This window comes from Peribacillus sp. NPDC097895 (assembly GCF_050277555.1).
GTDB lineage: Bacteria > Bacillota > Bacilli > Bacillales > DSM-1321 > Peribacillus.
The window spans coordinates 1317281-1332374 of the sequence record NZ_JBNNSH010000001.1; the positions used below are offsets into that span (position 1 = coordinate 1317281).

14 protein-coding genes are annotated in these 15094 nt (G+C 36.8%); 12 read left to right on the forward strand and 2 right to left on the reverse strand.

From position 1 onward, the window contains the following. The first annotated feature begins 29 nt into the window (after positions 1–29). The 9 genes from ACQKMH_RS06325 to ACQKMH_RS06365 all read left to right on the forward strand — a co-directional run bounded on the left by ACQKMH_RS06325 (position 30) and on the right by ACQKMH_RS06365 (position 9479). Entirely contained in the window at positions 30–1613 is a 1584-nt protein-coding gene (locus ACQKMH_RS06325; protein WP_427586568.1) for an ABC transporter substrate-binding protein, read from the forward strand. Next, positions 1610–2590 carry an ABC transporter permease gene (locus ACQKMH_RS06330; RefSeq protein ID WP_427586569.1) on the forward strand — a complete coding sequence of 327 codons (981 nt, stop codon included), beginning with the start codon at positions 1610–1612 and terminating at the stop codon, positions 2588–2590. The genes ACQKMH_RS06325 and ACQKMH_RS06330 overlap by 4 nt, the downstream gene beginning before the upstream one ends. After that, entirely contained in the window at positions 2583–4097 is a 1515-nt protein-coding gene (locus tag ACQKMH_RS06335) for an ATP-binding cassette domain-containing protein (protein ID WP_427586570.1), read from the forward strand. Before ACQKMH_RS06330 ends, ACQKMH_RS06335 begins: the two co-directional genes overlap by 8 nt. Then, positions 4072–4800 (forward strand): ABC transporter ATP-binding protein, encoded by a 729-nt coding sequence (locus tag ACQKMH_RS06340; protein WP_427586571.1) that lies wholly within the window; start codon positions 4072–4074, stop codon positions 4798–4800. The genes ACQKMH_RS06335 and ACQKMH_RS06340 overlap by 26 nt, the downstream gene beginning before the upstream one ends. 12 nt (positions 4801–4812) lie before the next feature. After that, the gene (locus ACQKMH_RS06345) at positions 4813–5427 is read left to right on the forward strand and encodes a phosphate starvation-inducible protein PhoH (RefSeq protein ID WP_427586572.1); all 615 of its coding nucleotides are present in this window, start codon (positions 4813–4815) and stop codon (positions 5425–5427) included. Continuing rightward, complete coding sequence (locus tag ACQKMH_RS06350; protein ID WP_427586574.1) at positions 5427–6056, forward strand: hypothetical protein; 630 nt, start codon at positions 5427–5429, stop codon at positions 6054–6056. The genes ACQKMH_RS06345 and ACQKMH_RS06350 overlap by 1 nt, the downstream gene beginning before the upstream one ends. 63 nt (positions 6057–6119) lie before the next feature. Continuing rightward, on the forward strand, positions 6120–6644 hold the full coding sequence (locus ACQKMH_RS06355) for a hypothetical protein (protein WP_427586575.1): 525 nt from the start codon (positions 6120–6122) through the stop codon (positions 6642–6644). A 1242-nt stretch (positions 6645–7886) separates the two neighbouring features. Continuing rightward, positions 7887–8822, forward strand: a complete 936-nt coding sequence (locus ACQKMH_RS06360) for an alpha/beta hydrolase (protein WP_427586576.1) — start codon at positions 7887–7889, stop codon at positions 8820–8822. 111 nt (positions 8823–8933) lie between these two features. Beyond that, positions 8934–9479 (forward strand): TetR/AcrR family transcriptional regulator, encoded by a 546-nt coding sequence (locus ACQKMH_RS06365; RefSeq protein WP_427586577.1) that lies wholly within the window; start codon positions 8934–8936, stop codon positions 9477–9479. 390 nt (positions 9480–9869) lie between these two features. Here the strand turns inward: ACQKMH_RS06365 and ACQKMH_RS06370 are convergent, their stop codons facing one another. Together ACQKMH_RS06370 and ACQKMH_RS06375 are read right to left on the reverse strand one after the other, a co-directional pair. Then, on the reverse strand, positions 9870–10400 hold the full coding sequence (locus tag ACQKMH_RS06370) for a PadR family transcriptional regulator (protein ID WP_427586578.1): 531 nt from the start codon (positions 10398–10400) through the stop codon (positions 9870–9872). 45 nt (positions 10401–10445) lie between these two features. After that, positions 10446–11627, reverse strand: coding sequence for a YhgE/Pip domain-containing protein (locus ACQKMH_RS06375; protein WP_427586579.1), 1182 nt, complete (start codon positions 11625–11627; stop codon positions 10446–10448). A gap of 408 nt (positions 11628–12035) precedes the next feature. Here ACQKMH_RS06375 and ACQKMH_RS06380 point away from each other — a divergent pair, with 408 nt between their 5' ends. The 3 genes from ACQKMH_RS06380 (at position 12036) to ACQKMH_RS06390 (ending at position 14928) form a co-directional block, all read left to right on the forward strand. Beyond that, entirely contained in the window at positions 12036–12530 is a 495-nt protein-coding gene (locus tag ACQKMH_RS06380; RefSeq protein WP_427586580.1) for a hypothetical protein, read from the forward strand. A gap of 113 nt (positions 12531–12643) precedes the next feature. Continuing rightward, entirely contained in the window at positions 12644–13468 is an 825-nt protein-coding gene (locus tag ACQKMH_RS06385; RefSeq protein WP_427586581.1) for a class I SAM-dependent methyltransferase, read from the forward strand. A gap of 599 nt (positions 13469–14067) precedes the next feature. Beyond that, a complete protein-coding gene (locus ACQKMH_RS06390; RefSeq protein WP_427586582.1) occupies positions 14068–14928 on the forward strand; it encodes a transporter substrate-binding domain-containing protein in 861 nt (286 codons plus the stop codon). Positions 14929–15094: the final 166 nt, after the last annotated feature.

A 15094-nucleotide genomic window follows, 5' to 3' on the forward strand; every position in this document is an offset into this window, starting at 1 on the left:
CAATAAGGGGACAAAGGGGAGTAATCATTTTGAAGAAAATATTATTTTTATTCGTTGCTGTACTTTTAATTGTAACCGGATGCTCACAATCAAATGAGTCATCTTCAAGTACTTCAAAATCTGAATTAGATGGTAAGAAAATTGTGAAAATCGGGTGGCAAAACAGTGGGTTCCCATCACCGTTTACATTTGATACAAATGGTCCGGGTGGATTTTTACGTAACTCATTTTTATTTGATACGTTAACTTGGAAGGATGATACTGGGGTTATTCCTTGGTTAGCATCATCTTGGAAAGTATCAGAAGATAATTTAGAATATACATTTACATTAGAAAAAGATGTAACATTCCATGACGGAGAATCTTTAACAGCGGATGATGTTGTTTTCTCCTATAACTATTTTAAAGAAAATACTTTTCAATGGAATGCAGATATGACAAAAGTCGCTTCAGTAGAAAAAATCTCTGACTATGAAGTGAAAATTACCCTAGCAGAGCCATATGTTCCGTTCATTTCTGAAATTGCTGGTATGTTACCAATCATTCCAGAGCATATCTGGTCAAATGTTGAACAACCATTAGAGTATCAAGAGAATGAAGCTTTAATTGGCTCAGGTCCATTTACCCTTGATAGCTATGATTCAGCAACAGGTAATTATAAATTTGAGAAAAACGAAAACTACTTTAAAGGTGAAGTGACAGTGGATGAAGTTCAATATTTAGCAACTGAAAACCGAATGTTATCTTTACAAAACAAAGAAATTGCTGGCGGTATGACATTTAACTATACAGAAGTGAAACAGCTTGAAGAATTAGGCTATGACGTTCTGAAAAGCGAACCTACTGGTAGCGCCGTACGTATCGTATTCAACTTGGATAACGAACAATTAAGTGATAAAAATCTTCGTCAAGCGATTGCATATGCATTAGATCGTGCTTCAATTGCTGAAAAATTAACTGGTAACTCAGAAGTTATGGTTGGTAGTGCAGGTGTTATTCCGCTAGATTCTACTTGGTATAACGAAGACGTGAAAAAATATGATTACAAAATTGAACAAGCAAATACCATTCTGGATGAGCTCGGCTACGAGAAAAATGATGATGGTATTCGTGAAGATTTAGATTTAAGCGTACTAGTTTCTTCAACTTCTCAAGAAGCGGAATTAATGAAATCAATGCTTGCTGATGTTGGGATTGAACTTGATATTAAAACAGTTGACTCAGCAACATTCTCATCGGCTATGGCTGAAGGGAACTATGATATGACAATTACAGGGCATATCGGTTTAAGCGGTGACCCAGACTTTTTACGTTTATGGTTTAGCGGTCAAGCTAGTAACTCTCTAGCTGGTAAAGGAGTATTCAATAACGAAGAATTCCAAGAGCTTGCAAGTCTTCAATTAAAACAAGGTAATGAAGCAGAGCGTAAAGCAACAGTTGATGAAATGCAAGATATTTTAGCAGAAGAATTACCAACACTTGTGTTATACCACCGTCCATTCTACTACTTGTATGATTCAAGCGTATTTGCTGGCTGGTACAATACCCATGGTGGTATTGCAGATGGTATTCCATTAACTGATAACAAAGCAGTATTTGTAGATTACAAATGATTAAGAAAATATTGACGCTATACGGATCAGTATTTGTCATATTATTATTACTCAATTTCTTTCTCCCTCGACTTATGCCGGGGGGGCCAATTGAGTATTTAGAGGGCCTGGATAGTGGACCGATGCTAACCGAAGCGCAAAAGGCTTCCATGATTGAATACTATAACCTAGATGCTTCATTAGGTAATCAATTTATCGATTATCTAGGAGGGCTCCTGCATTTAGATTTCGGCTACTCGTTTTCTTATAAGGAGCCAGTTACTGGTATTGTATTAAATCATATACCTTACACATTATGGATTGTAGGGGTTTCAACAAGTCTTTCATTAATCATCGGAATACTTTTTGGTTTATGGTCAGGCTGGTTCCATTTTAAACGTGGTGATCGGCGCTTTATGCTAACTATGATGGCAGTTGGGGCCTTACCTGAATTTTTAATGGGAATGATTTTATTATTAGTATTTGCAGTTTATTTAGGTTTTCTGCCTATGAGCGGTGCAAGTGAACCATTTTTAAGCTCGGATTCATGGTGGGTGGTCTTTGGCGACTATGCTCAGCATGCTGCGCTACCGATTATCACATTAACGATTGTAAGTATTTCAAGTACATACTTATTAGTAAGGAATGAAACGATTCAAGTAATTTCTTCACCATTTATTGAATTTGCGAAAATGAAAGGTATTAAACGAAATCGCTTAGTGTATCGCCATATTTTAAAAAATGCACTACTGCCGATTTTTACATTAATGATGATTCGTATAGGTACACTATTTACTGGCGCTATTTTTGTAGAAACGTTGTTTTCTTATCCCGGGATAGGAAAGCTATTAAAAGATGCAGTGTTATCAAGGGACTATCCGTTAATGCATGGACTGTTTTTTGTGTTTTCAGCAATCATACTGTTTTTCAATGCTTTAGCAGATTTCCTATATCCGAAGCTGGATCCGCGTGTTAAGGGAGGAAATAAAAATGAATAAGATCTATAAGCTGCCCATTATAGTAATTGGTATGTTTTTAATAGTAGCTTTTATTATTCCATTTTTTGTTCCGTATGATCCCTTTTCATATGATGCCGCTTCCTTTTTAAGCCCATCCGCTAATCACTGGCTTGGAACAAATAGATTAGGGCAGGATATTTTAAGTCAATTAATCTATGGGACACGCACTAGTATTTTAATTGGGTTTTGCATTGCTGCATGCTCGACTATTTTAGTTGTAGTACTAGGTTTATTAGCAGGGTATTTCTCTATATTAGATAAAGTCATTAATGGCGTTGCGAACGTTTTATTAGTACTACCTAATTTGCTATTGATCTTAATCATTATGTCGTTCACTGGTGGTGGTATGGCACAGCTTGTCATTATATTAAGCTTGCTGTCATGGCCTTCGTATATGCGTATAGTACGTTCGGCTGTCCTTACATTGAAGGAACGAGAATTTGTGAAAGCTTCCCAATTATTCGGCGGTAATTCCTTATATATTTTACGTGCACACTTATTGCCGCATTTACGACCAATAGTGAAGACGAAATTTATATTAACATGTAAGTCAGCGATATTGACGGAAGCGGGCCTGGCATTTTTAGGACTGGGTGACCCGAATTTTATTTCATGGGGAAGCATGTTAAATGAAGCATTTTCACAGCCATCCATTTTCTTGAATTCAAGCTGGACTTGGATTGTTATCCCTCCAGTGCTATTCCTTACTATTTTAACAATGAGTTTAGCGTTTTTACTTGAGGAAAAAACGAAGAGACCGTCAAAACTGAAAAAGGTAGCAATTGATACGATTCAGAATGAGGTAGATGATTTAGCCGCCTATCATGTCAATATTGCCTTTGAGAAGAAAAAGGTTGTATCGGATGTTTCGTTCCAAATTAAAAGCGGGGAAATTGTGAGCTTGATTGGTCCGTCAGGTTCAGGCAAGACGACTTTAGCTCGTGCGATGTACGGATTATTACCAACTGATGCATGGTCAGGAGATATCCAATATGACGGACAATCTGTTAGAAATCCACACTTTGCCAATAATTGTTACTGGAAAACGTGTGCCTATATTTATCAAGATGCTCGTTCAGCATTTAACCCATTATTAAAACTGAAGGATCAGTTCTTGGAAATTGGGATAACGATGGAGCAGTCAGTTGCAGCTGTGGAAGAAGTATCGCTGTCTAAAACTATTTTAGAAAAGTATCCGTATGAATGTTCGGGCGGGATGCTAAGTCGCGCGTTAATTGCATTAGCTTTCGTCAATAAGCCGAAATTTATTATTGCGGATGAATGTACGAGTGCACTTGATCCGATTTTAAAGAAAGAAATAGTTCTTTTGCTTGAGGAAAAAGTGAAAGAGTACAATATTAGCTTATTATTTATAACGCATGATTTGGACGTAGCCTATGCCATTTCAGATCGTACGCTATCAATCGTTGATGGGCATGTGGAAGAGGAGGTATTGTTCAATGCTCGAGGTTCGCAATTTATGTAAAAAGTTCGGAAATAATGTTGTGTTAGAAAATGTGAATTTTTGTGTAGAAAGAGAAGAATTTATTTGTTTACTTGGTGAGTCGGGTTCTGGCAAGTCTACGATTGCTGAGCTTTTAATTGGATTAAATGAACCATGTCAAGGCGAGGTCTGCTGGGCAGGAGACTCGATTAACTGCACACAATATGTGTATCAAAATCCAGACCGCTCCTTCAACCCATTTTGGTCAATGGAAAAAAGTTTAATGGAGCCGCTTTTATTACAAAAATATTCAAAGAAATCAGCATTAAAGAAAATTACTTCGATGATGAACAAAGCAGAATTGTCACTTGAGCTTCTAAAAAATAAACCGAGCCAATGCTCTGGCGGACAAAAGCAGCGTATGGCCATCATTCGCGCATTACTATGTAACCCGCGTTTATTAATTGCCGATGAAATAACATCTGCGTTAGATCCACAAACAGAAAGAACGATAATTGAATGGCTAAAAAAATTTCAAAGCTCTTGCCATATGAGTGTTTTATACATTACGCATCGTATTCAAGCTATTGAAGATGTAGCAGACCGAGTTTTAGTGTTGGAGAAGGGAAGCATTGTTGAAAGTGGAACGGCTGTAGAGGTATTAAAAAATCCTCAGCACCCTTACACAAAAAATCTTCTGGAAGCTTGTCTGTATTTCGAAAAAAGAAAAAAAACTATAGTTTAGGAGGAAGAATGAATGAGTCAACTTAACATTTTAGAATTGAACCCGTCTCATGCATTTAGCGTAAAAGAACCCGCGGATAATTCATTGAACATAACCGTAATTGACGAATATGAGCTCGAGGCGACAGATATATCTCCGTATAACGTTTTATATATTACGGAATTTGTTGATCAAGAATACTTATTAAATCACAAAGAGGTCATTTCTGAATTTTTGAATAATGGCAAAGTAGTTGTTTTTTGTGGACACTTATTCCGCGATTGGTTACCAGGCTGTTCATTAATGATGCCAATGAAAATTAATAGTTATAAAGATTATTACGTACAACCAGTTCCTGGTGCACCACTATTTGAGGGTGTGGAAGTGGAAGATATGGTATATAACAAAGGCGTTGCAGGATTCTTTGCACGCGGCTATTACCGAGCTCCAGAAGACGCGGAGGTTTGTTTAACATTTACAGATGGAAAGGTCATTACTTATATTGATCGTCAAACAACAAATGGTACGGTCATTGTTCACTCTGGACGTAGTTTATTAGGTTATAAGAGCGATAGGAAAACAACAGGTAAAATTAGAATTCAAATGATGGCACTGCTTGAGAAAGAAGTTGCACAGGAGGAAGTATAATGAGAAAAATTGCAGTTATTTATAGTGGGCATGCACCACACTATCGTACATTCCACGAGCCGAAATATGCGCAATTTATCGACAAATTGATTTACTTCCCTGAGTTTGCCGAGACAGATTTATCACCGTATGATGTACTGATTGTGCCATCACAGTTAAACTCGAACTTATTACTTCAAAATGCGAAAAAAATTCGAGACTTTGCTGATGATGGGAAAACAGTTATAACCTTCGGACCACAGCCTTGGGAATGGCTCCCGAACCAGAACTGGGAGGAGCGCACAACGAATTTCTGGTGGTGGATTGAAGAAAATGCAGATAGTGGATTACGTGTTCAAAATGCTGAACAACCATTCTTTGAATATTTAACGCTAGAAGATTGCACTTGGCACCAGCACGGTGTATTTTGGCCTCCAGCTCATGCAACAACACTTGTTTCAACAATAGATGGTGGATCCGTGTTATACATTGATGAGCAATCAACAAAAGGTACTTGGATCATTACAACATTAGACCCGGACTATCACTTTGGTTCATATTTCATGCCAGCGACAGAACGCTTTTTAGATGGTATGTTCCAATGGATTAGTAAAGGGGATATTACAAAGAAATTTCTGGCGCATTGTTAGACCGGTAATAAAACTACTTCACTAATCAATAGGATTAAATAACGCAATTAGGAGATAAAGTTAATGAGAACAATTAAAATTTATGATCGTGATGATCTAATCGAGATTTCTTTCGACGACATTAAAAAATATCATGGCTACGCAGCATATATGGCACTAGGGGTAGGTTTCCGTGTGGTTGAAGCAGCATTTGAAGCATTATACGGCGATGAAATTCCAAACCGCAAAGATCTTTCGATTCTTTCCGGTCATGGTGGCCCAGGATTCCGTGATGTATTTGAATTTGTAACACGTGCAAAAACTCGCGGGGTATACACTGTGGATGTAAACTATCCAAAAGCACAATATGACCCATACCGTCCAACAGGTTATGCATATGTGTTCACAAAAGAAACTGGCGAATCAGTAGAAGTGTTATTAAAAGAAGACTTCTTACCGCCAATTTTTTATGATTACTTGAAAAAAGGCCGTAATAATGACTTTACTCCCGAAGAGTATGAAGATAATGAACGTTTAAAACAAGAGCTTGGTAATCGTGCATACGAAATGCCAGTTGAAGATTTACTAATCATTAATCGCTTAAAATAGTATTTTCAACTTACACGTTCCCTGTAAATCAAAGGCAAGCGAATATTGTGAGTTCACTTGCTTTTTCTATGCCTTTTTGATACATCTGTCCTTTTTAGACATCGACCTGATAAATACGGAAGGTGCATTCTATCAATCATTTGTAGATAATTCGTATAAATAAGGGGCAGGTTGTATAAAGGTAACTGACTTGAATAAGGCTAGGAAGATATCACTCTCGAGGCCATTAAGGAAACATCGAAAGTGATTCCCCTAATGAGCAAGGGAAAAAGCCAAAAAAATAATTGATCTCGAAATCCATAAAAAAACGTGTATGAAGGTCACATAGCTGGTTTCGCATAAAAGGTCGACCAGTAAAAGTACTGGTTGACCTTTTTTAATTAGAAAATGGATTCAGTTACGAACAAATGAAAATGGTTAAAAATTGACCATGAAAGCCATATGATAAGGAGGATAGGTTGAAGTAATAGAGGGGTTAATGATTAAAGCAATTGGTAATTATGCTTGGCACGAAGGAGATCTAGATTATTTAGGCTATCTTTATTAAGCTAACGGGCTCTACTTCAATAAGGGAGGTTGCTGAGGCAATCTTTTTTAACTGTGCTGGTTAATTCAATAAAGTGAAATTAATGGCGTTAAAATAACACACATGCCTATAAAGTGTATTAAATTAGAAACATTCTTAGTGAATTAAAATATCAATCTTGCGATTAATAACACGAATGTAAGTTGAGAGATTATGGACCTTAGATGTATAGTTTGCGTGGAAACTTTCCTGGCTAAAAATAATTGGCACGTTTAATGCAAGGTTAATTAAAATGAATAATCTTATAGATAGAAAAACAATGATAGAAGAAAGGATGCATTGTACTGTTACTAAGCTTCTTGAAAGATCGTGGAGAGCGAACATGTTAATTTCTTTAATTCATTGAAGAAGGCTTAGATAAGGAATGGGCAGAAATGCTATTGTATGACCGGGGGCTAGGGATATCTATAGAAGAAATTAGAGAATTTTTGAATCAATCGCAACCCTTGAGACCTGAATAAGGTCTTTTTTTATTTCTTCTTTATAGAAGGCATATTACACAATTTCAATCGAATTGTGCACTAACGCACGAATCGTAGTCAATTGGTCATTGAAGATATCCTTTGCTCATTTATAATAATACACAGATGAACCTTATTGCACATGTATGCGGTTTTTCTAGGGCATCGAATTCTTTACAAAAAAGGGGACAAAACATGAAAAAATCAGTAACGTTTAAAAATGGTCATTTAAAGATGGCAGGGAACCTTTATTTACCAGAGGGATTTGACGAAAGCAAAAAATATTCTGGGATCGTTGTTGTACATCCTGGTGGTGGAGTAAAAGAACAGACAGCAGGGGTATATGCACAAAAGCTTTCTGACAATGGTTTTGTTGCGTTAGCATTTGACGCATCTCATCAGGGAGAGAGCGGCGGAGAACCACGTTTGCTTGAAGATCCGAATGCCAGAGTAGAAGATGTGCGTTGTGCGGTGGATTATTTGATAACTCTTCCGTATATTGATCAAGAAAAGATTGGGGCACTTGGTATTTGTGCAGGTGGCGGTTATGTCGTAGCTGCAGCTCCAACTGAGCGCCGTATCAAAGCAGTAGCAACAGTAAGTGCAGTGGATATCGGTTCTATGTTCCGAGGAGAAGGTAGCATTGAAACACAATTGCAAACACTTGAGGCTGTTGGGAAGCAGCGTACTTCAGAAGCAAATGGAACAGAAGCACATTTCCTTACTTATGCACCTGATAAACTAGAAGAAATTGATGAAAATACACCTGTGCTTATGCGTGAAGCTTTTGACTACTATAGAACGCCTAGAGCACAGCACTCTAATTCTCCAAATCGATTCCTATTTACAAGTGTTGACAAACTCATGGCTTTCTCGGCAACAAGTCAAATTAGAACCTACCTGACTCAACCTATGTTATTGATTGTAGGAACTGAGGCTGACACACGCGGTTACAGCGAACAATTCCATGAATTGTCGAATGGACCAAAGGAATTGTTCTGGGTTAAAGGTGCAACGCATATTGCGATGTTTGATATCCCAGAATATGTAGATCGAGCTGTAACTAAGTTGACAGAGTTTTTTTGGCAAGAATCTTTAAGAAATAAGAAAGTAGAATCCAAAGAGTTTTAAAAAAACAGAAGCTTGCTATTATTAAGAATAAAGCCGTTTTCCCGGTCATTTTAGGAAAACGGCTGTACCTTATTGCACAAGTTTGTTCAAGAAAGTGTGGTGACTCTTACAATGTCTATCGTGGATAGAAGAATATTTAAATCTCAAGTAGCGATAAAAACGGCTTTTATTGAACTGATGTCTGAAAAGAATTTTGATCAAATTACGATACAGGATATTGCCGACAAAGCGAATGTTGGCCGAAGAACCATTTACTCTCACTACATGGATAAATATGATCTGCTCGATAAGCTCATTGAAGAACATATTAACGAATTAAGAAAACTTTGTGAAGCGTCTACAGAATTGAGTTTTACAAATGCTCTTCTCATTTGGTTTGAATACTTTGAAAGTCATTATTCATTCTTTTCAACCATGTTGGCAGACAAAGGGGCACCTTTTTTTCGCAGTAGTTTTCTTGAGCTTGTCATTGAAGAAGTAAAGAATGAAGTAGATGTAAACGAAGGAAAAAATCAAGGATTAAGTAAAGATGTCATTATTCAATTTTTTGGAGTGGCAATTGTAGGGATAGTAGAATCGTATTTCACGAATGGAATACCTGTTCCACCTCAAGTCTTGGCAGAACAAGTGGGGATTGTGTTAGAGAGAAATTTGTAATAGTAAACCTTCTGCGGAATCGGGATGCCTTTTTTCTTATTCTGAACAAGTACTTAAACTAAAGTGTGCTTTTACTTCAATAAGGTTGCTGCTTCAGCCTTTTTTCTTATGTAGCTATAGGGGCGGGTTAGTATTAAATAGGTATACTTTACATGCTCATTCCGGGCAAGTTTTTTTGGATGAAATATAGTAAATCCCTTTACTGATCTTGTCTATCATATGAAAAATAAAAGCTATGTGAATATAAGTTTTCACATAGCTTTATCTATTATTTTTGGTAATGTGATTCGGCTAATTTTTCTACATTCGGTGTAATTTTTAATAGCTGGGTATATGGTCTTGGCAAAGTGGTAATCTATGGTTTGGACAAAGGACTGCTCTTGAGTAAACTTATAATTCCTTTGTCTTAATTCTTTTAATTAACTCTTCAAACCAATATATTGTGTGATCTGTTCTGGTCGAAAAATAGACATCCAAAAATTCACGAATATTCTCGTTGTCTTTAGGTTCTGGTTCGAAATTCCCAAGCTGCTCCCAAATAGCCTTGATGGACTTTACTTTTTTTTCTAGTATATCTACTACTTTGTCCCGATCTACATACTTGATATTGGCTATACCAACAATCATATCCTTAATTTCATCCGCATTTTCAAATAATTTATAGATTTTTTTTGGTAGTTCTTCGCGACCCTTATCCGTAATCGCAAATACTTGTTTATCAGGCCGATGTTCTTCTTTTATCACTTCAACTGGTTCGACTAAACCTTGTTTTACCAATGATTCAAAATGGTAGTACAGTTTACTTTCCGTTAACCCGCCTAGGCGATCCAACGGAATGGGTTCTGAAAGCTGCTTTTTTAATTTATAAGGATAGTTTTTATCCTCCATCAGCTTGCTCAATATAAAAATTTGTATAGACATTTTTACGCTCCTTTAAGAAGTATTATCTCCTTATTGTAGCAAAACCTAAGCTGTGATTTCAGCCGCATTCTTTTCATTTTCTGTTTCAGAAACCTGTCCTGGCATTGGTTTGTGAATAAACGCGACAATAGCCATATTAATTACCATCGAAACAGCACCAACCGCAGCCATTGACCAAATATATGGACTTGGACTGATGCTGCCATATAGGTTTGCAAAGTACGCTTGCACCGAGTAATACATCGGTGAAATGTGGCTCATCCATTCATATGGTAAATGCATCATATCACGTGAGATGGTGGCACCATTTGCAATTGTTTGGATTAATAATATCGGTAAGTTTAAAATCATGCCGCCTTCACCTAATAAGAAGATTAAAATCGCGGTGAAATTAAAACATACCATATAGTTTAGTATTTGTTGGCCTACTATACCGAAGAATAGGTCTCCACTGGGCTTATCAATTAAATACGCTACACCTACAGCAACGAATGATGAAATGACTGCAATCAATAACGCAGCTGATTGAACATAAATGAATAAACGTGATTTACTTGCTTTTCCGCGGCTGGCTTTAAATGCACCCACTAATTGCATTGCTCCGATCATCGCCCCAACATAACCGGCCATTGTCAAGAACATAGGAAGCATATTATGATTCATGCCATCTGGTATTTCGTTGAGTGTAACCACATTTCCTACATAGGATTTCTCAATCTTTCCCGCTAATTCAGCGGCTTGCTTTTCAGGTACATTCAAGTTAATCAATACGCCCTGAGCCGTTTGTTGTGAGAATTGTGTGCTTAACTGATTGTTAATTTCAGTTACGACAGAATTCATGGTAGAAGAAACGGCTGTTGCCCCTGCCTCATTGATTGTAAAGTCAATGCTTGATGACGCTTCACCTTTTTGCATATTCGCAGAGAAGGTTTTTGGGATGTGTACGACTAATGCTAAGTCATTTTTCTCTAACTCTTTTAAGGCTTGTTTATTTGTTATATCCGTCTCTATTTCTTTAAAGGGTAAATTTTCTTCTAACTGATCCGCAATCATCGCACCATTTTCACCGACGTCATCATTGATGATGGCGATCGGTAATTTATCGACATTTCCTGGAATGGCTGTATACCCAGGTAAGAAGATGCCTAGCATGGCAATTGCATAGAAAATCCCCATAAAGATTGCCGCAGATGCACCTCTTGTTTTTAAGAATGCAGTAAATTTCATATGTTGTATCCATCCTTTTGATTTAATTTAGGTATTTTACTCCATTTGAAGTACTTTAATTAGAGTACTTCAAATGGAGTACTTTGTATTTTATTTTATTTTTTTCAAAAAGTCAATTGAAAGATTTTATGTTTTTTATGCAGAAGTATTAAGTATAGGCATCGTGAAGCATTGTATGTAAACTTAAGGGGCAGAAACGTTCGCGATTCTTATATAGAATCGCTTTTTTACTACTGACGGGAGATTTATTTCAATAAAGAAGATTGCTGAGGCAACTTTTTCTTATGGAGCTAAAGTGGAAGGAGAGTGGTGTAATGTTTCTGGGTTATATCGGCACCGAGGGAGATGGGAAATTGTGTTAAAATAGTATGCGTAAGGTATATACATTCTTTAAGGGGAAAAAGAGAAATGAATAAAAAATTTTATGGTTTATTTATTGTACTAATGTTTATTTTATATGGTTGTTCAAAAGACGAGTCCTTCGATAGTTTCCTTCAGTCAAAAATGAATGAAATGGAGGGTAAAGGAAAATATTCGTTAATTCAAAAAATGGAAAATGAAAATAATGCTCTTGTTGTTTTTACTACCGAAAACGATAAAAAGATATACATAGCTTACATGGAGAAAATAGATGGGAAATGGGAATGGCGAAAAACAAGAGGTACAGAATGGGAAACACCTCAAAAGTGGTCAGTAATGGATACAGCTCCTTACATTTATTCTGGGGCAATATCAGACCCCTCAATTTCAAAGGTCCTTGTCGGAAATGATGCAGCAGAACTCATGGAAGTAAAGGGTAATAATCGATTTTGGTACTTTAATGGTAAATCAATGGATGAAAAAATTACGATTATTAAATTAGATGGTTCAGTGGAAATGTTGGATGAATTTGAGTTTAGTTAAACAATGTGTTCTTAATGATCTAACGGGTGCTTTACTTCAATAAAGGAGGTTGCTGCGGCAGCCTTTTTCATTGTTGATAAACCAATACACAATAAATGTGGGGTGAATGATACTTGAAGTCATTTCAACTAAACGAAAAAACAATATCTTTTTTATCCAAATATCAATTATTTGAAGGTGATTTGGTACAACAAGTCCAGTTGCAGCACCGTTTGGAATTAGTGGAAGCATTTGGGATTCAAAAAGGAATGCGTGTATTGGAAATAGGCTGTGGTCAAGGGGATACTACCGTTGCAATAGCAGACGCAGTAGGAGAAAACGGATGTGTTGTCGCAATAGATATTGCTAGTCCCGATTACGGAGCACCGTTAACATTAGGTCAAGCAACAGAGCGTATTAAGATATCTTCATTAGGAGAACGTATTGACTTCCATTTTGAAATGGGTTTTGATTTTTTTGAAACAACTATACCATTTGATGTGGCGGTATTATCCCATTGTTCATGGTATTTCAAGCAACCAGAAGATTTATTGAATTACTTTAAAAAAATTCGTAGATTGGCAAAACATATATGTTTTGCAGAATGGGACCTCGATTTTACCTGCATTACGCAACGTTCCCATTTTTGTGCAGTTTCCATCCTAGCATTGTATTCAAACTTCGTAAAAAATGAAGGAAATATCCAAAACTTGTTTCATAAAACTCAAATTTGCCAACTACTCCAGCAGGCAAATTTTGAAGTGATAAAACAACTTAAAGTCGATGCAACATTATTACAAGACGGTCAATGGGAAAAAAGTTATGCAAATAGTATCCGTGCAGAGTTTATTAAAGTTCCTTTCATGATACAAACGTTGATAACTAGTTATTATGAACTGATGAACACTTCGAATGGAAATGAGAATTCATTAAATAGTTTCATTGTTTGTGCAAAGTAAGAAGTTCCTTATTTGAAGATATGTTTTCTGGTATGGAATGTACTTCAACTAACGAGTCCAAGGTCAAGAGCTGCCGAATTGGTTGCTTTTTTGCTTTCTGAACTAACGGCGCAGGATAGGTTAATAATGAAGAGCAAATATCTAATGTTATTATTAAATGCTGTTAAAACCTGAAATCCTGACATAAAAAGAAGAGCTACTAATATACTTGGTGACGATTTTTTTGAAATTGGAAATTCTGCTAAAGTGTTGTCTAAGATGTAAGTACTGGTGAAGAGGAATTCGAGTAGTTCAGATGAAATTGAGTAATTTAGTAATACATCCATTGTCAGAAGAAATTATTTTAACACCCAACGGATAGATAACGAGGTAAATAATAACATTCATTGCGTTGCTCGATATGGAAATTGAGAAATGGTAGATGGAAAATGTATTTTCACCAAGTTACCATAACAAGTCCTTTTAATATCAACTAGTAGGCTAATCAACCTAAATATAAAAATGTGTTGGTTTTTTGAAGGTGATTCATTTATTTTGTTGTATTTTTAATAATTGGTAGATTAATTCTAAAAATATAGCAAAAATGGAGGGAAAATCACGTGGTTAACAAGTGGAAAAAAACACTAATGGCTGGAGTGATCAGCTTATCCTTGCTAGGTACAGGGTACGTCGGTCACGACCTAATCACATCACAAAACGTATCGGCTGAACCCGCATCAGGAAATGCACCAGGGCATTTGAAAAATGTTGAGACTTCCCAGCTTGATGAAATAGTCAAAAGAGGATACATTCGGGTAGGAATGACCGGGGACTACAAACCTTTTACCTATTTGAACCCAGAAACGAATGAGTATGAAGGATTTGATGTGGACGCGGCCAAAGAGCTTGGCAAAGATCTTGGTGTGGAGGTGGAATTTGTCGCTACCACATGGCCTACGATGATGAAAGACCTGCAAGCGGACAAATTTGATATCGCTGTGGGCGGCGTGACTCGCAATACAGCAAGACAAAAAAGTGCTTATGTATCCCAAGGTTACTTTTCATTTGGTAAGGTGCCTTTGATTCGCAAGGAAGATAAAGACAAATATCTTACCATTGAAGATATCAACAAGCCTTCTGTACGCATCGGCGTAAATCCAGGCGGAACAAACGAAGAATTTGTCCGTCAGTATCTAAGCAATGCTAAGGTAACTGTTGTAGAAAACAACCTTGATATCCCACATCTTGTTGCAGAAGGTACGTATGATGTTATGATAACTGACACAGTAGAAGCGATGCTGTATGCAAAAGGTGATTCCAGACTGTATGCGGCTCAAACTGACAAGCCTTTCACAAACAGTGAAAAAGGTTATATGATTCCTCGAGGTGATTTCATTTATGCAAGCTACTTGGAAATGTGGTTGGAAGAAATGAAGCTTCAAGGGAAATTTGACGCCCTCTACAAAAAGTGGATGGAATAGAATAAAGAGATGCTTCCACAAAGCTATCCTAAATACTGCTGTGTAGGGAAGCATGTTTTCACTAACAGGTGCTTTACTTCATTACCAGGAGCTGATCAGCAGCTCCTTTTCCTATGCAGCAAACATTTGTTTATTTCTTTTGTTGGATATTCACGGTCAATGTCAT

Excerpts from the sequence above, each read along its gene's own strand:
- ACQKMH_RS06330 (WP_427586569.1), top strand. The coding sequence starts at position 1,610 with ATGATTAAGAAAATATTGACGCTATACGGATCAGTATTTGTCATATTA.
- ACQKMH_RS06335 (WP_427586570.1), top strand. The coding sequence starts at position 2,583 with ATGAATAAGATCTATAAGCTGCCCATTATAGTAATTGGTATGTTTTTA.
- ACQKMH_RS06340 (WP_427586571.1), top strand. The coding sequence starts at position 4,072 with ATGCTCGAGGTTCGCAATTTATGTAAAAAGTTCGGAAATAATGTTGTG.
- ACQKMH_RS06345 (WP_427586572.1), top strand. The coding sequence starts at position 4,813 with ATGAGTCAACTTAACATTTTAGAATTGAACCCGTCTCATGCATTTAGC.
- ACQKMH_RS06350 (WP_427586574.1), top strand. The coding sequence starts at position 5,427 with ATGAGAAAAATTGCAGTTATTTATAGTGGGCATGCACCACACTATCGT.
- ACQKMH_RS06355 (WP_427586575.1), top strand. The coding sequence starts at position 6,120 with ATGAGAACAATTAAAATTTATGATCGTGATGATCTAATCGAGATTTCT.
- ACQKMH_RS06360 (WP_427586576.1), top strand. The coding sequence starts at position 7,887 with ATGAAAAAATCAGTAACGTTTAAAAATGGTCATTTAAAGATGGCAGGG.
- ACQKMH_RS06365 (WP_427586577.1), top strand. The coding sequence starts at position 8,934 with ATGTCTATCGTGGATAGAAGAATATTTAAATCTCAAGTAGCGATAAAA.
- ACQKMH_RS06370 (WP_427586578.1), bottom strand. The coding sequence starts at position 10,400 with ATGTCTATACAAATTTTTATATTGAGCAAGCTGATGGAGGATAAAAAC.
- ACQKMH_RS06375 (WP_427586579.1), bottom strand. The coding sequence starts at position 11,627 with ATGAAATTTACTGCATTCTTAAAAACAAGAGGTGCATCTGCGGCAATC.
- ACQKMH_RS06380 (WP_427586580.1), top strand. The coding sequence starts at position 12,036 with ATGAATAAAAAATTTTATGGTTTATTTATTGTACTAATGTTTATTTTA.